This window comes from Pseudomonas sp. TE12234 (assembly GCF_054061835.1).
Map to the genome: position 1 here is coordinate 333,710 of NZ_JBSSEP010000002.1, position 21,687 is coordinate 355,396.

Genomic DNA, 21,687 nt, shown 5'->3' on the forward strand with positions numbered 1-21,687 from the left:
GCGAACTGACAAACCGTATTCTTAGTGGAGTCTTGATCAGGACAAACAATGGCCTGGCCCGTTCGATCGCCTGAACGGGCCAGCACTAGTTGTATCAGGCTTTCGCTTGGACGTTCTTGCCGGGACGGATCGCCGGCCCGCCGCTCTCGCCGTAAGTTTTCAGGTTCTGCAACACGTAGATGGCTTTTTTAAACTCGGGAATCAAGAAATTGGCGTACTTGTTGCCCTTCACGTTATTGGTCTGAATGTTATCCAGTTGAAGAGCAAAATACTCGAGTGCATTGAATTTGGCTTCCGGATCCGTCGCAATACCGAACCGGTCGAACTTGTCCCCCGCATTCGTCAGTGTCAGTGCGGTCACGTCGCTGATCAAGCCACGCTCGCGCAAGAAAGAACTGAGGTTGCCGAGGGACTTGACGGAGACATTCGCCGGGTCGAACCCCGTTAGTTGCTTACGCAGTTTCATTTGATCCATCTTCACGGTGTCCAGCGCCACCGGATTGGTGCCCACCAGACTCAACATCTGACGGACCTTGTCGCTTTGCGCGACGGGTTTTGATCGGCTGTTGGTATCTCGCACCAACAATCCCGCCTTGGGGGTCCAGGCGCCTGTATATCCGATGGTCATGTTGGAAGTCCTCGTGAGGCAACCATAAAAACTCCTTGTTCAAACCAGTTAAGTGGGCGCGAATATCGGCTGCGGCACAGGCACAATCAACATCTGATTCGAGCTTTTTACAATTCCAGTACAATTCAGATACAAATCCTCACACAGCTTGTTTTGTTGCCTTACAGAAACTTCCTACATATGAACAAAATAAGTCATTCAATTTTTTGTACGTCTTGGTTAGTTTGTTTTTTATGAATTGGCGCACCCGCAATCCGGGGCGTACCTGACAGCTTTGTAATGAGCGTCTCATCGGGCTGTCAGCCTGGATCTGCGAAGATGGGGCCAAGCGACTTTGTATTAATTAGAAACAATCCTTGAATGTCGGGCAGGAAATTCTGGTCAGAATGCCTTCCTTTGCCCGCACCACGAGACCTTCCCCACATGCAAACCCATCTGCGTCTGGCCGCTCTGAGCGCCCTGTTGATTTCCTCCCTGGCCCAGGCCACCGAGCTGATTCCGATCGAGGTTCATCGCGACGCCAACTGCGGTTGCTGCAAAAAATGGATCAGCCATCTGCAAGCCAACGGCTTCAAGGTCGAGGACCATGTCGAAGCCAACATGAGCGAGTTCAAGCAACAGCACGGCGTGCCACCGCGTCTGGCGTCATGCCATACCGGCTTGATCAACGGCAAATTCGTCGAAGGCCACGTGCCGGCCGACCAGGTATTGGCCCTGAGCAAGCGTGACGATCTGCTGGGCGTTGCCGCGCCCGGCATGCCCATGGGCTCGCCGGGCATGGAGATGGATGGCATGAGCGATGCGTATCAAGTGATCGGCCTGAAAAAGGACGGCACCGATGTGGTGGTGGCGGACTACCCGGCCCATTGATGTACGGCGCTTACCTCGGGCTGTTCCTGGCAGCTTTCGGTGCCGCAACGCTGTTACCCCTGCAATCCGAAGCGGTCCTGGTGGGGCTGATGCTCAGCGATCGGTATTGGCTGTGGTTGCTACTGGCGGTGGCGACCCTGGGCAATGTCCTCGGCTCCCTGCTGAACTGGTGGCTGGGACGGGCCATCGAGCGCTTCCGTGACCGGCGCTGGTTTCCGGTCAGCCCCCGGCACCTTGAACGCGCCCGTCATCGTTACCAGCGTTACGGTCATTGGTCACTATTGCTGAGCTGGCTGCCGGTGATCGGCGACCCGCTGACCCTGGTGGCCGGTGTCATGCGTGAGCCACTGGGGCGTTTCCTGCTGATCGTGACGCTGGCCAAGGGCGCCCGTTATGGGGTGCTGGCGCTGATCACCCTGGGCTGGATGGGTTGAACCAACCGCTGCGGCGATTGCCTGTTTAATGTCGCCCTAATCAAGCCGATCCAGCATCGACGGATTTCCCGTGGAGTTTCCCATGTCCCCCACCCTCTCCCGCTGGTTGCCCGGTTTGCTGCTGACCGCTGCGCTGCCGGTCATCGCTCATGCCGAGAGCCCGGCCTATGGCCCTGAGCTGCAAGGTTTCGAGTACCCCTACACAGTCAAACACTTCGCCTTCGAGTCCCAGGGCCAAACCCTGCAAATGGGCTACATGGACGTCGCTGCCCATGGCAAGGCCAATGGCCGCAGCGTCGTGCTGATGCACGGCAAGAATTTCTGCGGTGCGACCTGGGACACCTCGATCAAAGCCCTGAGCGACGCTGGTTATCGGGTCATTGCCCCCGACCAGATCGGTTTCTGTAACTCCAGCAAGCCCGAGCACTATCAGTACAGTTTCCAGCAACTGGCCAGTAACACCCAGCAATTGCTCAAGGCCCTTGGCATCCAGAAGGCCAGCCTCCTCGGCCACTCGACCGGCGGCATGCTCGCTACCCGCTACGCGCTGCAATACCCCGAACAGGTCGAGCAACTGGCATTGGTCAACCCTATTGGCCTGGAAGACTGGAAAGCCCTGGGCGTTCCATGGCGCTCCGTTGACCAGTGGTACGAGCGCGAGCTCAAGCTCAGCGCCGACGGTATCCGCACCTATGAACGCAACACCTATTACGCCGGGCGCTGGAAGCCCGAGTTCGACCGCTGGGTGGACATGCTGGCGGGCCTGAACAAAGGCTCGGGGCATACGCAGGTCGCGTGGAATTCGGCCTTGATCTACGACATGATCTTCAGCCAACCGGTGTATTACGAATTCCAGAACCTGAAGATGCCCACCCTGCTGCTGATCGGCACGTCCGACACGACCGCCATCGGCAGCGACATCGCGCCACCCGAGGTCAAGGCGAAAATCGGCCATTACGATGTGCTCGGCAAACAAGTGGCACAGCGGATTGCCCATTCGACATTGATCGAGTTCCCTGGCCTGGGCCACGCGCCGCAGATGGAAGAACCGGAAAAATTCCACCAGGCATTGCTCGCCTGGCTGAGCAAAACCAACCCCGTGCATTGATGAGGTAAGGCTGATGGCGGTGCAGATTGCGGTAATTGACGATTGGCAGGACGTGGCCCGCAACGTGGTCGATTGGTCGGTGCTGGAAAGCATCGGCCAGGTCAGCTTTATTCATGAATACCCCGCCGACAATGCCACCCTGGCGGGTCGCCTGAGCGAGTTTGACGTGATTTGCGTGATGCGTGAGCGCACGCGCTTCGATGAGGCCCTGCTGCGCCAGTTGCCGAAACTCAAGTTGCTGGTCACCGGTGGTATGCGCAACGCCGCGCTCGATTTGAAGGCAGCCGCCGCGCTGGGTATTCAGGTGTGTGGCACCGACAGCTACAAACACGCCGCTCCGGAACTGACCTGGGCGCTGATCATGGCTGCCACCCGCAATCTCGTGGCCGAAGCCAATGCCTTGCGCGCCGGCCAATGGCAGCAAGGGCTGGGGGGCGACCTGCACGGCAAGACCCTGGGGATCCTCGGTTTGGGCAGCATCGGTCAACGGGTTGCGCAATTTGGCCAGGTATTCGGCATGCGCGTCATCGCCTGGAGTGAGAACCTCACCGCTGAACGGGCGGCACAAGTTGGCGTGAGTTATGTCAGCAAGCAGGAACTGTTCGAGCAGGCCGATGTGTTGTCGGTGCATCTGGTGCTCAGCGATCGCTCCCGGGGCCTGGTGAACGCCGAGGCGCTGGGCTGGATGAAACCCACGGCGCTTCTGGTCAACACGGCGCGGGGGCCCATCGTCGACGAGGCAGCCTTGATCAAGGCCTTGCAGAAACGTCAGCTGGCAGGCGCGGCACTCGATGTGTTCGATGTCGAGCCATTGCCACCGCTTCATCCCTTCAGGACCCTGGACAATGTTTTGGCCACGCCCCATGTCGGGTATGTCAGCCAACAGAATTACCAGCTGTTCTTTTCGCAGATGATCGAAGACATTCAGGCCTGGTCCGCTGGCGCGCCCATTCGCTTGATGAACTGAATGTGTGAGCGTGGCTTACCCGCAATAGCGCCCCAACAGCCTCGTCAATCCGGAGCACTGCCTCCCTATCTCGGGCCAGCCCGCTTCCACAGGTTTTGTGAACACCGCAAATCTCTGGGGGAGCGAGCTTGCTCGCAATGACGCCAGATCAAACGCCACACTGCCCGATTCCGCACCATTACAGTGCAAGCCAACTGTTCGCCCACGCACACTGATGTGACATTTGTGCTTCGTTTTCAGCCATTTTCATCAAAAAAACTGCACTTCGTCGGTGCGTTTGCCCTCCAATCCGGCACGTCCGTACCTCGTTAAACCGATTGTCGAACAATTTTGCCATCTGAGCTTTACCGCTCTAAGTTCTGGCCTAGACTCACGTTCGCGGGGGAAAACCGGTCGGTCACAAAGTGGAAAAAAAGTCGAAACTTTTGCCTGCCGTGATCGGTCGACTGAAAGGTAGGTGCGTTACGACTGGTGCAATCTTTGCAACAGCCCATTCACCCATTCTGCTTCTGCGCATTTGGGCAGCACTTGCTCAACGATGTGGAGCGCGTTTGCGCCCGGCCACAGGAATTGGCCACGAAATACCGTTTGCCAGACCTAAGAATTAGATCAACAACACGGGAGATGCATATGATCAGTGCGGCTTTGGATATTCAGGGAGAGCGTGCTCGTCAACAGGTCGGCGAATCGAGCGCCGTGAGCGCCCACAGTGCCCAATCGATCAGTGTTCCCGTCACCAAGACGCTGACACCGGTTGCCAGTCAGAACCCGAACAAGAAAAAAGTATTGTTTGTGACCTCCGAGATCGCCGATCTGGTGAAAACCGGGGGCCTGGGCGACGTGTCGGCGGCACTGCCACGGGCGATGTCGCATCTGCACGATGTGCGGGTGCTGATTCCCGGTTACCCGCAGGTGCTGCACAGTGAGAATCCGATTCATATCATCGGTGAGCTCGGGGGCCATGCCGCCCTGCCACCTTGCAAGATCGGGCGCATGGACATGCCCGACGGCCTGGTCATTTACGTGTTGATCTGCCCTGAATTGTACGAGCGTGAAGGTTCGCCCTATGGCGCCAACAATGGTCGCGACTGGCCGGACAACCACATTCGCTTCGCCCGCCTGGGCCTGGCGGCTGCCGATATCGCTGCCAACCTGGCACAAATCCACTGGTGCCCGGACCTGGTGCACGCCCACGACTGGCCGGCCGGCCTGGCGCCCGCTTATATGCACTGGCGCGGACAACGCACCCCGACCCTGTTCACCATCCACAACCTGGCGTATCAGGGCGTGACCAGCCTCGGCTCCTGCCCGGAACTGGGTATTCCCCTTCATGCGCTGCAACAGGAAGGCATGGAGTTCTACGGCAAGATGTCGTTCCTCAAGGCCGGCATGGCCTATTCGAGCCACATCACCACGGTCAGCGCGACCTACGCCCAGGAAATCACCACCCCGGCCTTCGGCTGCGGTCTCGACGGTTTCCTTGCCTCCAAGACCCAGCAAGGCCTGCTCAGCGGCATTCCCAACGGCATCGATGAGAGCTGGGACGCGGCGACCGACACTCACCTGTTCCGCCCGTTCAGCATTGGCGACTGGGAAGGCAAGGCGGTCAACGCCGCCCACGTGCGCCAACTGTTTGGCCTGGAAGACTCTGAAGGCCCGCTGTTCGCCGTGGTCTCGCGACTGGTCTACCAGAAAGGCCTGGACCTGACCGAAGCGGTCTCCGAATACATCGTCAAGTCCGGTGGCCAGATTGCGATCATCGGCCGTGGCGAACCGGAAGAAGAGCAAGCCATGCGCGAACTGGCCTTGCGCTTTCCCGGGCAAATCGGCGTGCGCATCGGCTTCAACGAAACCGACGCCCGGCGCATGTTTGCCGGCAGCGACTTCCTGCTGATGCCTTCGCGTTACGAGCCTTGCGGCTTGAGCCAGATGTACGCCCAGCGTTTCGGTTCGTTGCCGGTGGCGCGTAATACCGGCGGCCTGGCCGACACCATTGAAAACGGCGTGACCGGCTTCCTGTTCGATGAATCGACGGTGGAGAGCTATCAGGAAGCCCTGAGCCGCGCTTTCAAGGTATTTGCTTTTCCCGACCTGCTGCATGCCATGCGTTGCCGGGCCATGGCGGCCCCGTTCAACTGGTGCAAGGCCGTCGAACCCTACGCCGAACTCTACGAACAACTGGTGGCCAAGGCTCTGGGGAAATCACACAGACAATAAAGAGGCTTTGAAATGCCGTTACGGACCCCTGAGACCTGGCCCCACGGCGCAATCATGCTGGACGCGGAACACACGCGATTTGCGTTGTGGGCGCCAGATGCGTTTTACGTCAGTGTCGAACTGGAAAATGGACAATCCTTGCCGTTGTTGCCGCAAGACGACGGCTGGTTCGTAAACAACATCCACTGCCCGGCGGGCACGCGATATCGCTACTGCATCGATGGCGAGCTGGAGGTGCCCGACCCGGCCTCCCGCGCCCAGGCCGGTGACATCGACCAGCACAGCGTGGTGGTCGATCCGCATGCCTACCAGTGGCATCACAGCGCCTGGCGTGGCCGCCCCTGGCACGAGGCAGTGATTTACGAGCTGCACGTGGGTGTGCTCGGCGGGTTTGCGGCAGTCGAGCAACAACTGAAGCGGCTGGTTGAACTGGGCGTGACCGCCATCGAACTGATGCCCCTGGCGCAGTTCCCTGGTGTGCGCAATTGGGGTTACGACGGGGTGCTGCCCTACGCACCCCAGGCCTCCTATGGTTCGCCCGATCAACTCAAGCACCTGATCGACACCGCCCATGGCCACGGTCTGGCGGTGATTCTCGACGTGGTCTACAACCACTTCGGCCCGGACGGCAATTACCTGCATCGCTATGCCAAGGGCTTCTTCCGCGAAGACGTGCACACGCCCTGGGGCGCGGCAATCGATTTTCGCCGGCGCGAAGTGCGAGACTTTTTCATCGAAAACGCCTTGATGTGGTTGCTCGAGTACCGTTTCGACGGCTTGCGCCTGGACGCCGTCCACGCCATCGAAGACCCGCACTTTCTTCAGGAGCTGGCGCAACGTGTACGCGAGCAGACCGATGACGCTCGCCATGTCTGGCTGATGGTGGAAAACGAGCACAACCGGGCCAGCCTGCTGGAGCAAGGCTACGACGCACAGTGGAACGATGACGGCCACAATGCCCTGCACGTACTGCTGACCGGCGAAACCGACGCCTACTACGCCGACTATGCGCAAAACCCGACTGAACAACTGGCGCGCTGCCTGAGCCAGGGTTTCGTCTTCCAGGGGCACGTCGACCGCCGCGGCAAGCCTCGGGGCGAGCCCAGCGGCCACCTTCCACCCAGCGCGTTCGTACTGTTTCTGCAAAATCACGACCAGATCGGCAATCGCGCCTTTGGCGAGCGATTGCATCAACTCGCCCCCGCACAAGCGCTGCAGGCTGCCACCGTGCTGCTGTTGTTGTCGCCGATGATCCCGCTGATGTTCATGGGGGATGAGTTTGCCGCCGAACAACCCTTTCTGTTTTTCACCAGTCACCATGGCGAACTGGCGCAACGGGTCCGTGAAGGACGGCGTAACGAGTTTGCAGCGTTCGCCGCGTTTACTGATCCGTACAAACGCGCGCAAATTCCCGACCCGAACGCGCCACAGACCTTCGAATCATCCCGCCCAGTGCTGACAGCCAATGGATCGTCGCAGATGCACGAGCTGTATCACCGCCTGTTGCAGCTCCGCCAGCAACAGATCATTCCGCGCCTGCCCGGTACCCAGGCGCTGGGAGCCGAAGTGCTGGCGGTCGGTGCGGTGAGTGCGTCATGGCGACTGGGCGATGGCAATCTGTTGCGCATTGACCTGAACCTTAGCGCAGCACCGGTACTCCACACTGCGTCAGTCGGCAGTTCGTTGTTGTTCGAACATCCGCCACATTCGGCCGAGCGCCTGGAAAAAGGCACTCTGGCTCCGTATTGCGCGCTTGTCAGCCTCACGGCCGCAGCCCCTTTGCAACCCCCGATGGAGAGCGCCAATGAGTGATGCGCAACTGGAAATCCTGGCCAGCCGGGCCGGCCTCGCGGTCGACTGGATCGATGCCAATGGTCGCCCGCAAAAAGTTGCACCCTCGGTCTTGCGCAGCGTTCTGACCGGACTCGGCCACCCGGCCGGCAGTGCTCAGGAAATCGACGCCAGCCTGCAGCAATTGCAGCAGGTGCAGCAAACCCGACAGCTACCGCCGCTGATTACCGCCGACTTCGGCGTCGGGCTCAATCTGGCCCACCACTTCGAACCGCACACACCCTGCGAGATCCACCTCGAAGATGGTTCGCGACTCACCCTCAAACTGGACGCCGAGGCCATTTTGCCTGGGTTGATTCCGGTGGGTTACCAGCACGTCAGCATCGATGGCCAGTCCTTTACCCTGGCCGTGGCGCCCGAACGTTGCTTCAGCGTGGGCGATGCCGTGGACAGTCCGATACCGCGCACCTGGGGCTTGAGCGTGCAGCTCTATGCCTTGCGGCGTGAGGGTGATGGCGGATTCGGTGATACCCAGGCATTGGAAGACCTGGCCCGGGTCGCCGGCGAACGTGGCGCCGACGCGCTGGCGATCAGCCCGCTGCATGCCATGTTCGCCAACGACACCCGGCGCTATAGCCCTTATTCGCCCTCCAGCCGGTTATTCCTTAACAGCCTTTACTGCGCGCCAGGGGCGATCCTTGGCGAGCGAGCCATGCGTGCCGCCATCGATACCACCGGGCTGGGCGCCGAGCTGAAGGATCTACAGGAGCGTGCCTTGATCGACTGGCCCGCCGCGGCCGAAGCCAAACACCGACTGTTGCAGGCGCTGTACGAAGGTTTCGTTCAGGGCGAACACCCGTTGCATGCCGATTTCGGCAGTTTTCGTCATGCCGGTGGCGAAGCCCTGGAAAATCACTGCCGCTTCGAAGCCATTCAAGAGATCCGCGCCGCCAAGGGTGAAAGCCTTGACTGGCGCGAGTGGCCCGAACAATGGCGTAACCCGCGCAGTGCTGCCCTCGCCGAATTCGCCGAAGAAAACGCCGGGCGCATCGGTTTCTTCGCCTTCTGTCAGTGGCTGATCACCCGCTGCCTGGAACGCGCCCAAGCGACAGCCCGCAGCGCCGGCATGCGCATTGGCCTGATTAGCGATCTGGCAGTGGGCGCCGATGGCGGTGGCAGTCAGGCCTGGAGTCGCCAGGACGAATTGCTCGCCTCACTCACCGTCGGCGCGCCGCCGGACATTCTCAACCGAACCGGCCAAGGCTGGGGGATCTCCGCATTTTCTCCCGAAGGCCTCGTGCGCAATGGCTTTCGCGCGTTCATCGAAATGCTCAGGGCCAATTTTGCCCACGCCGGCGGCCTGCGGATCGACCACGTCATGGGCCTGCAACGTTTGTGGGTCATCCCCAACGGCGCGCCGCCCGCCGACGGTGCGTACCTGTATTACCCGGTGGACGACCTGCTACGACTGCTGACCCTGGAATCCCATCGCCACCAGGCGATCGTCCTTGGCGAAGACCTCGGCACCGTGCCCGAAGGTCTGCGGGAAAAGCTCATCGCCCGTTCGATGCTGGGCATGCGGGTGCTGCTGTTCGAACAGGACAACACTCATTTCAAACCGATCCTCGACTGGCCGGACAACGCGCTGGCGACCACCAGCACCCATGATTTGCCAACCCTCAACGGTTGGTGGCACGGCCGCGACATCGACTGGAACGCCCGACTCAACCTCATCGACGCCAACGGTGAAATCGAGTGGCGCCAACACCGCGAACGCGAGCGCGAAGGCTTGCGCCGGGCCTTGAGCCAGGACCCGCAGAACTTTCGCGAAGAGTCCCACGAGACCGATCAGGTGCTCGACGCCAGTGTGCGCTTCCTTGGCCATACCCGTGCGCCGCTGGTGTTGCTGCCACTGGAAGATGCGCTGGGCGTCGAACAGCAGGCCAACTTGCCTGGCACCATCGATGCTCATCCCAACTGGTCCCGACGCCTGCGCGGTAACAGCGAAACCCTGCTCGATGACCCGGACGCCTCGCGACGCCTGGAATTGCTCGCCTGCGCGCGACTTCAGGCGGCCGAGCGTGACCAATGAGCGCTCTGCCAATACAGCCGCTGCGGGCCACCCTGCGGCTGCAGTTTCACAAGGGCTTTACCCTGGACGATGCGGTACCGCTGGTGCCGTACTTCGCCGAGCTCGGCATCAGCCATGTCTACGCCTCGCCGCTGCTCAGCGCCCGCGCCGGGTCGATGCATGGCTATGACGTGGTGGACCCGACCACCATCAACCCGGAGTTGGGCGGCGAAGCGGGGTTGCGCCGTCTGGTCAGCGCGTTGCGCGAGCACAGCATGGGGCTGATCCTCGATATCGTCTCCAATCACATGGCGGTCGGCGGGAGTGACAACCCCTGGTGGCTGGACTTGCTTGAGTGGGGGCGCCTGAGCCCCTATAGCGAGTTCTATGATATCCAGTGGCACTCCGCCGACCCGTTGATGGAGGGGAAACTGCTGCTGCCGTTCCTTGGCAGCGACTATGGGGTTGCCCTGCAGGACGGCACCCTGCCTTTGCGTTTCGACGCGCACCATGGCGCGTTTTTTGTCGAGCATTACGAACACCACTTTCCGATTTGCCCGATGACCTGCGGCGAGTTGCTCACGTCCGACATCGATCAGCTCAAATCCCTGGCCAACCGGTTCAGTACCTTGAGCTACCAGACCGACGCTCACCGCCTGGCCATTCCCTTGCAGGACGAATTGCGCGAACTGGCCACAGATCCCGCCATGCTGCAGGCCATCGAGCAAAACCTGAAAGCCTACGATTCGCTCACCCGTGAAGGTTTCGAGCGCCTGCATAACCTGTTGGAGCGCCAGAGCTATCGTCTCGCCAGTTGGCGTACGGCCGCGGATGACATCAACTGGCGGCGTTTCTTCGATGTCAATGAACTGGGCGGCCTGCGGGTTGAACGCCCGGCGGTGTTCGAAGCGACCCATGCAAAGATTTTCCAGCTGGTGGCGCAAGGACTGGTCGATGGTCTGCGCGTCGACCACATCGACGGCCTCGCCGACCCTCGGGGTTACTGCCGCAAGCTGCGGCGGCGGGTCGACAGCCTGGTTCCTGGCCGGCATCTGCCGATCTACGTGGAAAAGATCCTCGGCGCAGGCGAAACCCTGCACCGCGACTGGTTGGTGGACGGCACCACCGGCTATGAATTCATGAACCAGGTGTCGTTGTTGCAACACGATCCTCAAGGCGAACAGGCCTTGGGCAGACTCTGGCAGCGGCACAGCGAACGTCCCGCCGATTTCCGTCAGGAAGCGCAACTGGCCCGGCAACAGATCCTCAACGGCTCCCTGGCCGGGGATTTCGAAAGTGTCGCTCAGGCGCTGCTGCAAGTGGCCCGGGAAGACCTGATGACCCGCGACCTGACCCTGGGGGCGATCCGCCGGGCATTGCAGGAACTGATCATCCATTTTCCGGTGTACCGCACCTACATCAGCCCCCTCGGGCGGTCGTCCCAGGACAACGTTTTTTTCCAGCAGGCCATGGACGGCGCCCGGCAGACCCTCGGCGAAGCCGACTGGCCGGTGCTCGATTGCCTGGCCCGCTGGCTGGGCGGCGAGCCGTGGCGCAAGGCCCCGGCCGGACGCGTGCGCAAACGGATCAGGCATGCCTGCGTGCGGTTTCAGCAACTGACCTCTCCGGCTGCGGCGAAGGCCGTGGAAGACACCGCGTTCTATCGTTCGGCAGTGCTGCTGGGGCGCAATGACGTCGGTTTCAGTACGGAGCAGTTCAGCGCGCCGGTCGAGGATTTTCATGCCGCGTGCGCGCAACGCCTCGTCGATTTTCCGGACAACCTGCTGGCCACCGCGACCCACGACCACAAGCGCGGCGAAGACACCCGTGCGCGCCTGGCGGTGTTGAGCGAACGCAGTCAGTGGTACGTCGAGCAGATCGGCCTCTGGCGCGCCCTCGCCCGCCCGTTGCGCGACGATGATCAGCAGCCATCGGCGGGTGATGAGCTGATTCTGTATCAAGCAATCCTCAGCAGCTGGCCACTGCACCTGCAGGTTGACGATCAACCGGCGCTGGAGGCCTATGCTGAACGCCTCTGGCAATGGCAACGCAAAGCGCTGCGTGAAGCCAAGTTGCAAAGCAGCTGGAGCGCGCCCAACGATGCCTACGAACAAGCGGTTGAACGCTTCATCCAGCGCCTGCTGTTGAGCCCGCAGGGCGACTTTCTGCGCACGGCGCTCGGCAAGGCTGTGCACGCGATTGCCGTGCCCGGCGCACTCAACGGATTGGCGCAAACCTTGCTGCGCATGACCGTGCCGGGTGTGCCGGATCTTTATCAGGGCAACGAGTTCTGGGACTTCAGCCTGGTCGATCCGGACAACCGCCGGCCAGTGGACTACGCCAGCCGCCAACAGGCCTTGCAGCAAGCAATGAATCTGCCGGATCAGCTGGCGAACTGGCGCGACGGGCGCATCAAGCAAACCTTGATTGCGCGGACCTTGGACTTGCGCACCGAGCACGCCGAGCTGTTCCGGCGAGGGACTTACCAGGCCCTCGAAGTCGTCGGCAGCCAGGCCCATCGAGTGCTGGGATTTGTTCGTGAATGGGAGGGTAAACGCGCCATCGTCATCGTGCCGATCCGTTGCGCAGCGCTGCTGGAAAACAGTGCCGAGCCGCAAGTGAACGCGCTGCAGTGGGGCGATACGCGAATCGATTTACCGTTCGCGATCGCTGACGAAAATCTAAAGGGACTTTTTTCAAGCATCACAGTCACAAAAAACAGGGAGCTGATGATCAGCGCCGCACTGGGGGACTTCCCGGTCAATCTCTTTATTCAAACTACCGACACTTGAGTTCAGTTCAGGAGCAATGCGATGAGTACCGACGATAAACGCATCCGTGAATTTGCCTATCAGATCTGGGAGTCCGAAGGGAAACCCGAAGGCCAGGAGAGCCGCCACTGGGAGATGGCACGCAAACTCGCCGAAGCTGAAGCACTGGCGCCGAAAAAACCGGCAAAAGCGCCTGTGAGCAAAACCGCCAATGGCAAGGCGGGAGAAGGCAAAGTGGCCGCGCCAAAAGCCAAAGCCAAACCGGCGGCGGCCTCCGCCTTGATCCCGCCCGGGGAAAAAGTCACCGTGAAAAAGCCTCGCGCAGCGCGTAAACCGCCGGCGAACTGATTGGCTCGCACTTTTTCCTGATTGAACGCGTGGCGAGTCCGCTCGCCACCGAGGGACGCTCACCCTCAACAACCCCCTGTGTGAGCGAGCCTGCTCGCGAGGACGGTTTACCTCGACACATGCATGACCTGACACACCGCAATCGCGAGCAGGCTCGCTCCCACAAATTGCGGCGTCTCTGTACCTCACTTTGCAGGAGCACCTATGCCCAGTCCGAAGAAAACCGCGCCAGCCCCTCAAGTCGAGGCCTCGCGAATTCGTGAAGGCCTGCCCTTTCCACTGGGTGCGACCTGGGACGGTCTTGGGGTCAATTTCGCCTTGTTCTCCGCTCACGCCACCAAAGTCGAACTGTGCATTTTCGATGATGCCGGCGAGGTCGAGCTCGAACGCATCGAACTGCCGGAATACACCGACGAGATCTACCACGGCTACTTGCCCGACGCCCATCCAGGGTTGATCTATGGCTATCGGGTCTACGGTCCCTATGACCCCGCCAACGGCCACCGTTTCAACCACAACAAGCTGTTGATCGACCCCTACGCCAAGCAATTGGTCGGCAAATTGAAATGGTCCGAGGCATTGTTTGGCTACACCATCGGCCATCCCGACGCCGACCTCAGTTTCGATGAACGGGACAGCGCGCCCTTCGTCCCCAAATGCAAAGTCATCGACCCCGCGCACACCTGGGGCCACGACCACCGGGTCAGCGTGCCGTGGGACAAAACGATCATTTACGAGACCCACGTGCGCGGCATCAGCATGCGTCACCCTTCCGTCCCCGAGAACGTGCGCGGCACCTTCGCCGGGTTGATGGTCGACGATGTCCTGGAACACATCCGCAAGCTCGGCGTATCGACCGTGGAGCTGCTGCCGATTCATGCCTTCGTCAACGACCAGCATCTGTTGCACAAGGGCATGACCAACTACTGGGGTTACAACAGCATCGCGTTTTTCGCCCCCGACCCGCGTTACCTGGCCAGCGGCAAAATCGCCGAATTCAAGGAAATGGTCGCGCACCTGCACGAAGCCAACCTCGAAGTGATCCTGGACGTGGTCTACAACCACACCGCCGAGGGCAACGAACAAGGCCCGACCCTGTCGATGCGTGGCATCGACAACGCGTCCTACTACCGCTTGATGCCGGACGACAAGCGCTTCTATATCAATGACTCCGGCACCGGCAACACCCTGGACCTGAGCCATCCGTGCGTCCTGCAAATGGTCACCGACTCCCTGCGCTACTGGGCGACGGAGATGCACGTCGACGGCTTCCGCTTCGACCTGGCGACCATTCTGGGGCGCTACCACGACGGCTTTGACGAACGTCACAGCTTCCTCGTGGCCTGTCGCCAGGACCCGGTGCTGCGTCAGGTGAAGATGATTGCCGAGCCCTGGGATTGCGGCCCCGGCGGCTATCAGGTCGGCAACTTCCCGCCGGGCTGGGTGGAGTGGAACGACAAGTTTCGCGACACCGTGCGTGCGTTCTGGAAAGGCGACGATGGGCAACTGGCGGACTTCGCCAGTCGCATGACCGCGTCCGGCGAAATGTTCAACCAGCGCGGTCGCCGGCCCTATGCTTCGGTGAATTTCGTCACCGCCCACGACGGCTTCACCCTCAACGACCTGGTGTCGTACAACGACAAGCACAACGAAGCCAACGACGAAGACAATCAGGACGGCAGCAACAACAACCTGTCCTGGAACCATGGAGTGGAGGGTCCTACCGACGACCCGGAAATCAACGGTCTGCGTCAGCGGCAGATGCGTAATTTCTTCGCCACCCTGTTGCTGTCCCAAGGCACGCCCATGCTGGTGGCCGGTGACGAATTCGCCCGCACCCAGGACGGCAACAACAACGCCTATTGCCAGGACAGCGAAATCGGTTGGGTCAACTGGGACTTGAGTGAAGACGGCAAAGCCCTGCTCAAATTCGTCAAACGCCTGATCAAGCTGCGCCTGGCCTATCCGATCCTGCGCCGCGGGCGCTTCCTGGTCGGCAATTACAACGAGGATATCGGCGTCAAGGATGTCACCTGGCTGGCCGCGGATGGCAGCGAGATGACCACCAAGCACTGGCATGATGCGCACAATCGTTGCCTGGGCATGCTGCTTGACGGACGTGCGCAGGAAACCGGCATTCGCCGCAAAGGGGCCGACGCCACCCTGCTGCTGGTGGTCAATGCCCATCACGACATCGTCAACTTCACGTTGCCGGAAGTCCCCGATGGCGGCTTCTGGACATGCATGGTCGATACCAACCAACCGTCGGTTCGCGGCCAGGAACGCTTCGAGTTCGGCCACGAGTATTCGGTGACCGGCCGTTCATTGCTGCTGTTCGAATTGCAGCACGAGGAAGAGGATTGAAATGAACCAAAGACTCGTCGGATAAAAATTGTTTCAAATGCCGACGAACACGCTTCGATGAGCAATACTGGATGCGCGGCGCCCAAGGGTTCGGAGCGCCGCGCATTGCCATCAACCAGCCCTCACGGGTCAGCCTGGCTTGCCGCCCGCAAGCATTGCGCATGACTGAAGGCGAAACGGAACAAGGACGTAACCCCATGAAGTCTGCCTCCATCAGTGAAAGCACCCTGGCGGGACAAATCTGGAACAGCGCCGCGCAACTGGACAATATCCCAGTGATCGGCACCCAGTCGTTGGTCCCGGCCGGCGCACGCGCCGTGGTGATCGCCCCGCATCCCGGCGATGAAGTGGTGACCTGCGGTGGCCTGCTGCAATTGCTCAGCGCCAACGGCCATCCGCTGCAACTGATCTCCGTCACTGACGGCAGCGCCAGCCATCCGGGTTCGCAGCAATGGTCGGAAAAACGCCTCAGCGTGTTTCGCTCCCAGGAGAGTGTCGAAGCCTTGCGTCGCCTCGGCTTGCCCATGCATAGCCTGAAATGGATTCGTGGCGGCTTTACCGACAACGCCCTGGCCGAGCATGAACTGGAACTGACGCAATTCATTGCACGCTACTTGCGACCAGGCGATGTGGTGTTCAGCACCTGGCGCGCGGATGGCGTCAGCGACCATGACGCCGTCGGCCGCGCCAGCGCCAATGCCGCGACCCTTGCCGGTGCAACCTTCCATGAAATACCGGTCTGGGCCTGGCATTGGCCAGCCCGTGATTACGCCGCGATCCCCTGGCACCGCGCGCGCAAAATACGCCTGGACAGCTGGACGGTCGCACGCAAAAGCCACGCCACCCACGCCTATGCCAGCCAACTCAAAGGCGAACCGGCGATCGGCATTGCACCGATGCTGCCTCGGGTGCTGCTGGAGCGGATGCGTCTGCCTTATGAAATCGTGTTTGTCTGACGCGACAAACAGCCAATGTGTGCGTGGAGGCTATCCTTACTTCACTCAAACTGAACTGCCCGCTTGCGTATCAGTCGCATACATAAGTCACCCGGATTCAGAGGAGTGAAAGTGACCCGTAATTCCAAACGCGACACGATTGAATCAAAGCCATTGAACAACCCTCCGGCCATCAATCGATTGCGCGTGCTGACGGTCAATACCCACAAGGGGTTTACCGCCCTCAACCGACGTTTCATCCTCCCGGAACTGCGTGAAGCGGTACGCAGTACATCGGCCGATCTGGTGTTTCTGCAAGAAGTGGTCGGCGAACACGAGCGTCACTCCTCGCGCTACCACCAATGGCCGCAAACCTCGCAATACGAGTTCCTCGCCGACAGCATGTGGAGCGATTTTGCCTACGGGCGCAATGCGGTCTACCCCGATGGCCATCACGGAAACGCCCTGCTGTCGAAATACCCGATTCGCGAACACCGCAACCTCGACGTTTCCATCACCGGGCCGGAACGTCGCGGGCTGCTGCATTGCGTCCTTGATGTACCGGGCCACGCCGAAGTGCATGCGATCTGCGTTCATCTGAGCTTGCTGGAAAGCCATCGCCAACTGCAGCTGCAGCTGCTCTGTCAGTTGCTTGAGTCCCTGCCTGACGACGCGCCAGTGATCATTGCCGGCGACTTCAACGATTGGCAGTTGCAGGGCAATGTCGCCCTCGCCCGTCGTGAGGACCTGCATGAAGCCTTCGAACGCCATCACGGGCGCCCCGCAAAAACCTATCCCGCGCGGTATCCCCTGCTGCGCCTGGACCGCATCTACCTGCGCAACGCCAGTAGCCATGATCCGAAAATCCTCGGAAACAAACCGTGGACGCACCTGTCGGATCACCTGCCGTTGGCCGTGGAAGTGCATCTCTGAAGCTTCCTTCCCCCCGGAAAAACCGTTGAGTCAAAGTAAACTCCCCGTCATTTCTGGTATTTCTGACAGTAGAAACCGCTAAGCGCTGCTGCTACGTTGCCCATGTCCCTGGGGCTGGCCCTACGGACATGCAACCACCGTAGCCGTCGTTGCCGAAGGTTCTGGATGACGGGAGATTGCCTTCCGATGCTGTCTCGCAACTCGCGCTGCCGAAGGTGACTGACGCCTGGCCAATATTGACGCCGTGGCGGGTCAGTCGCCGATCCCTATGCGGAGACGAGCATGAATCCATGGTCAGATCTACCCAAGTACCGTTTCAGCGCCTGTGTATTTTTCCTCTGGCTGTGTGCAGGCGGGTCGGCTCCCACCCACGCCGCCTGCACTCTCATCCCCACCGCCGGCAACGATAACTTCGTGTGTGACAGCGCCAGCAATGGACCGCTGACCGATCTGGCCGGCAACAACACCCTGACGTTTCCCGCCAATGGCACCGGTACCATCAATGGCAATGTGACGCTTGGCGCCGGCAACGATACCGTCAACCTCAACTCGGGGCGCATTCTCGGTTCGCTCAATCAGGGGGACGGCGCCAATACCCTGAACATCACTGCCGGCCAAATCACAGGCGCAGTCAACCAGGGCAATGGCATCGATCACTTCACGATGAGTGGCGGGACCATCCAGTCCCTTGCCCAAGGCGACAGTCGCGATTTTTTCCTCATGACCGGCGGCACCATCGTCGGCGCCTTCGAGGATGGCGACACCGCCAAAATGACCGGCGGCACCATTGGCCGGGTCGACATGAAACTCGATAACAATCTGTTCGATCTCTCGGGCGGACAGATCCTGGGCAACCTGGTCACCGGTTTCGGCACCGACACCATCATCGTTTCCGGCGGCAGGATTGGCGGCAATATCAGCGTCAGCGGTGGCAACGACAGCATCACCGTGACAGGCGGCGAGGTCGTCGGCGAAATCCGCGCCAGCACGGGTAATGACACCTTTCTATGGGACGGCGGCGGCATTATCCGTTCGGCAATCCTGATGGGCGATGACAATGACAAGGCCATTGTGCGCAACCTGACTGAAACCACCCTCGCCCTGACCCCAACCCTCGACGGTGGCCCGGGCACCGATCAGTTGACCTTTGATCACACCACATCCGCCGGCGCCGCCCGTTACATCAACTGGGAAACCGTTAACCTCAACAACGGTTCGCGGTTCGACCTCACCGGCAACTTCGTGCTCGGCGACAGCGGCAGCCGCACGGGTGCATTCAACATCGATGGCAGCAGCGTACTGACGTCCAGCCAGGGCGGCATCGTGCCCTTCACCCCGGGGCAGCGCGCGACCCTGAATAACGCCGGGGTAATTGACCTGAGCAACGGCAATACGCGCACCAACGATGTGCTTGCCGTGCAGGGCAATTATTCGGGCAACAACGGGCAACTGTTTTTGCAAAGCACTCTGGGCGACGACAATTCGCCCAGTGACAAACTGGTGGTCATCGATGGCACCTTGACCGGCAGCACCTCGATCAGCATCAGCAACCTCGGTGGCGCTGGCGCGTTGACCCAGCAGAATGGCATTCAGGTTGTTCAGGCCCAGGGGACGGCGATCAGCGACAACGGCGCCTTTACCCTGAAAACCCCAGTGTCGGCGGGCGCCTTCAATTACGTCCTGTACAAGGGCGGCATCACAGCCGGCAGCGAAAACAGTTGGTACCTGCGCTCTTCTGTCGTCGCGGCGCCGCTGGTCGCGGAGCCTAATCCCGACCCGGCCCTGCCGCCGATTCTTGTGCCTCTGGTGGCCACGCCGGTCGCCGCTGCCGGTAGTCCGCCGCTGCCCGTTGCCCAGCCCGGTGCCGCCGCGATTCCCCTGTACCGCGCGGAAGTCCCGGTCTGGTCCGTATTGCCACCGGCCGCTGCGCAACTGGCCCTGACCGCCCTTGGTACATTCCACGATCGCCAGGGTGATCAGCGTCTGCTGAGCGAAACCGGGGCCTTCGGCGCTGGCTGGGGTCGGGTCTATGGCAAGGATGTAGACCAGACCTGGGCCGGCACCGTCACGCCACGGCTCGATGGCTCGCTGAACGGCTTCCAGGTGGGCAACGACCTGTACAGCTCGCTGACGTCCGGGGGGCATGCCCAACGCAGCGGATTCTTCGTCGGCCATAGCCGCTTGAAGGGCGACGTCGACGGTTTCAACGAAGGGTTCGAAGGCAAGCGTGCGGGCAAGGTTGAATTGCGAGGGGACAGTCTTGGCGCTTACTGGACCCTGACCGACGCCAGGGGCTGGTACGTCGACACGGTGGCGATGTACACCTGGCTCGACGGCGACAGTCATTCCGATCGCGGCCTCAAGCTCGATAGCAAAGGACATGTGCTGACGCTGTCGGCAGAGGCCGGTTACCCGTTCCCGCTGGCAAGCCGTTGGGTGATCGAACCCCAGGCGCAGGTGATCCATCAGAACCTTGCCCTCGACACTCAGGACGACGGCATCTCCCGGGTGACGTTCGATTCCGATCCGGCCTGGACCGGTCGGCTCGGCGCCCGGCTCAAGGGCCGTTATCAGGTCAGTGGCCTGCCCCTCGAACCTTATCTGCGCGCTAACCTGTGGCACACCCTTTCGGGCACCGATACAGTCAGATTTGCCGGAGTCACCGATATCGACACGCAACAGAAATCCTCATGGGCCGACCTCGGCGTCGGCGCCATCCTGACGCTCGCCCCCGACGTCAGTGTGTACGCCAGTGCCGATTACTCCAGCAACCTCGACAGTCAGCAACTGCGGGGAATGATCGGTAATGCCGGTATCCGGGTGAGCTGGTAAATACCGAGCAATGGCTCTATTTCAGGGCTTTTTCCTTGTTTTTTCCATTTAACAAGAACTTAGAGAGACGACAAAAATCAGTCACTTATAAGCCATAAAATACCCCTACCACTTATCGGCCATTTTCTTGACGCAGTGGCAGGGGTCTCCTTGAATTCACGTTACTACCCCCGGAACCACAATCAGGGGCAAGCCCCCAAGTCACCCGCGAACACGGGCGGGCCCCGGCTTGCCCCCATCCATCGGTCGCCCCTCACTCGGGGTAGGAGAGACGGCAAAGCGAGAACGGCATGCGATTGCAAGGTAGACCCCCATGAAAACTTCACTCACCCAACAAGAGATCAAAATCACTTTTTGCACAGTCTCGAGCTCACTCCTGCTGTGCTCTTCCATGGAAGTACAGGCCTCGCCTGTCGAGGAAGATATGTCGCCCTGGTATCGCCAGGACGTCCCGATGCTTTCCATGCCCGCCCAAGCCTCCACGTATCCCGGCCGTTTCAGCACCATGCCCGATCTGCGAAGTTCGCACCTGACGACCGAAGATGCCGCACCTGCCGCCTGGGATCAGCTGTATGGGCAGCCCTCGCGCCAGGCACAAAACGATGCTCTCGCCGAAGGCATTTCCACTTCCGCTGCCGGTGAACTGAAAGGCCCTGCACTCATGACCCTGGAAAGCGGCAGTGGTCGTATTCAGCGGGTTGGCCTGATCGGTGGCACCAGCCTGATCCAGGGCAACAGCACTGGTTTATTCACCAACCGCGTCCAATCAGACTCCAACAGCGACACCTTCAGCCTGCAAGGCCAAAACCTCGGCGCCTACTGGAGCCTGATCGGGCCACAAGGCTGGCACGTGGACTTGACAGCCAGTGGCGGCCGGATCAATGGCTATACCCGCAATGAACAGGGTGTGCGGCAAGCCGCCGAGGGCAGCGCGATGACCGTGTCGATGGAGGGTGGCTTCCCCATCGGCCTTGGCGAACACTGGGTCGTTGAACCCCAGGCGCAATTGATCAATCAACGGATCATCCTGGACACTCCCTACGCTGGCTCGGGCACTGCCTCTTCCACTGACCTGTCGTCCTGGAGCGGCCGGGTCGGCGCCAAACTGAAAGGGAGTTACGACTTCAACGGCCTGCCCCTGGAGCCCTATGTGCGGACCAACTTGTGGCACACGGTGAACACCGGCAATACCGTGACCCTGGATCAGGTCGACAAGATCAGCAGCAGCCGGAACTCGTCGACGGTAGAGCTGGGATTGGGCCTGGTGGCCAGAATGACCCCGACCGTAAGCCTGTACGTCAGCGCCGATTACAGCAGTGACGTCGACCAGAATGATTTGAACGGGTTGATCGCCAGCCTGGGTGTGCGGATGCGGTGGTGAGGATCAGGCCTCGAAAAGACTGTTGAACGGGCGACGC

General features: G+C 60.7%; 15 protein-coding genes. 14 read left to right on the forward strand and 1 reads right to left on the reverse strand.

Features of this window, described 5'->3' with window-relative positions; all coding sequences use genetic code 11:
* Positions 1-94 precede the first annotated feature (94 nt).
* Positions 95-628, reverse strand: coding sequence for a hypothetical protein (locus tag ACVWYU_RS05245; protein WP_457372120.1), 534 nt, complete (start codon positions 626-628; stop codon positions 95-97).
* A 423-nt stretch (positions 629-1,051) separates the two neighbouring features.
* Between ACVWYU_RS05245 and ACVWYU_RS05250 the strand changes: the two genes are divergently transcribed.
* From ACVWYU_RS05250 to ACVWYU_RS05315, 14 genes are all read left to right on the forward strand, one after another.
* Positions 1,052-1,498 (forward strand): DUF411 domain-containing protein, encoded by a 447-nt coding sequence (locus ACVWYU_RS05250; protein ID WP_390956252.1) that lies wholly within the window; start codon positions 1,052-1,054, stop codon positions 1,496-1,498.
* Complete coding sequence (locus ACVWYU_RS05255) at positions 1,498-1,932, forward strand: YqaA family protein (RefSeq protein ID WP_247255819.1); 435 nt, start codon at positions 1,498-1,500, stop codon at positions 1,930-1,932. Before ACVWYU_RS05250 ends, ACVWYU_RS05255 begins: the two co-directional genes overlap by 1 nt.
* An 82-nt stretch (positions 1,933-2,014) precedes the next feature.
* Entirely contained in the window at positions 2,015-3,040 is a 1,026-nt protein-coding gene (locus ACVWYU_RS05260) for an alpha/beta fold hydrolase (RefSeq protein ID WP_457372121.1), read from the forward strand.
* A gap of 13 nt (positions 3,041-3,053) precedes the next feature.
* A complete protein-coding gene (locus ACVWYU_RS05265) occupies positions 3,054-4,007 on the forward strand; it encodes a D-2-hydroxyacid dehydrogenase family protein (protein WP_457372122.1) in 954 nt (317 codons plus the stop codon).
* A gap of 630 nt (positions 4,008-4,637) precedes the next feature.
* Positions 4,638-6,224 carry a glycogen synthase GlgA gene (glgA, locus tag ACVWYU_RS05270; RefSeq protein WP_457372123.1) on the forward strand — a complete coding sequence of 529 codons (1,587 nt, stop codon included), beginning with the start codon at positions 4,638-4,640 and terminating at the stop codon, positions 6,222-6,224.
* Positions 6,225-6,236: 12 nt separating this feature from the next.
* Positions 6,237-8,036 carry a malto-oligosyltrehalose trehalohydrolase gene (gene treZ / locus ACVWYU_RS05275; protein WP_457372124.1) on the forward strand — a complete coding sequence of 600 codons (1,800 nt, stop codon included), beginning with the start codon at positions 6,237-6,239 and terminating at the stop codon, positions 8,034-8,036.
* A complete protein-coding gene (gene malQ, locus ACVWYU_RS05280; RefSeq protein WP_457372125.1) occupies positions 8,029-10,107 on the forward strand; it encodes a 4-alpha-glucanotransferase in 2,079 nt (692 codons plus the stop codon). Before treZ ends, malQ begins: the two co-directional genes overlap by 8 nt.
* On the forward strand, positions 10,104-12,878 hold the full coding sequence (locus ACVWYU_RS05285; RefSeq protein WP_457372126.1) for a malto-oligosyltrehalose synthase: 2,775 nt from the start codon (positions 10,104-10,106) through the stop codon (positions 12,876-12,878). The genes malQ and ACVWYU_RS05285 overlap by 4 nt, the downstream gene beginning before the upstream one ends.
* Before the next feature lie 21 nt (positions 12,879-12,899).
* Complete coding sequence (locus tag ACVWYU_RS05290) at positions 12,900-13,205, forward strand: DUF2934 domain-containing protein (protein ID WP_457372127.1); 306 nt, start codon at positions 12,900-12,902, stop codon at positions 13,203-13,205.
* A 204-nt stretch (positions 13,206-13,409) separates the two neighbouring features.
* A complete protein-coding gene (glgX, locus tag ACVWYU_RS05295; RefSeq protein WP_457372128.1) occupies positions 13,410-15,569 on the forward strand; it encodes a glycogen debranching protein GlgX in 2,160 nt (719 codons plus the stop codon).
* 197 nt (positions 15,570-15,766) lie between these two features.
* Entirely contained in the window at positions 15,767-16,525 is a 759-nt protein-coding gene (locus ACVWYU_RS05300; RefSeq protein ID WP_247255810.1) for a PIG-L deacetylase family protein, read from the forward strand.
* Positions 16,526-16,636: 111 nt separating this feature from the next.
* Positions 16,637-17,437: an endonuclease/exonuclease/phosphatase family protein gene (locus ACVWYU_RS05305; RefSeq protein ID WP_390956261.1), complete on the forward strand. Its 801-nt coding sequence runs from the start codon at positions 16,637-16,639 to the stop codon at positions 17,435-17,437.
* A gap of 282 nt (positions 17,438-17,719) precedes the next feature.
* Positions 17,720-20,269 carry an autotransporter family protein gene (locus ACVWYU_RS05310; RefSeq protein WP_457372129.1) on the forward strand — a complete coding sequence of 850 codons (2,550 nt, stop codon included), beginning with the start codon at positions 17,720-17,722 and terminating at the stop codon, positions 20,267-20,269.
* A 313-nt stretch (positions 20,270-20,582) separates the two neighbouring features.
* On the forward strand, positions 20,583-21,650 hold the full coding sequence (locus ACVWYU_RS05315; RefSeq protein WP_457372130.1) for an autotransporter domain-containing protein: 1,068 nt from the start codon (positions 20,583-20,585) through the stop codon (positions 21,648-21,650).
* The last annotated feature ends 37 nt before the right edge of the window (positions 21,651-21,687 follow it).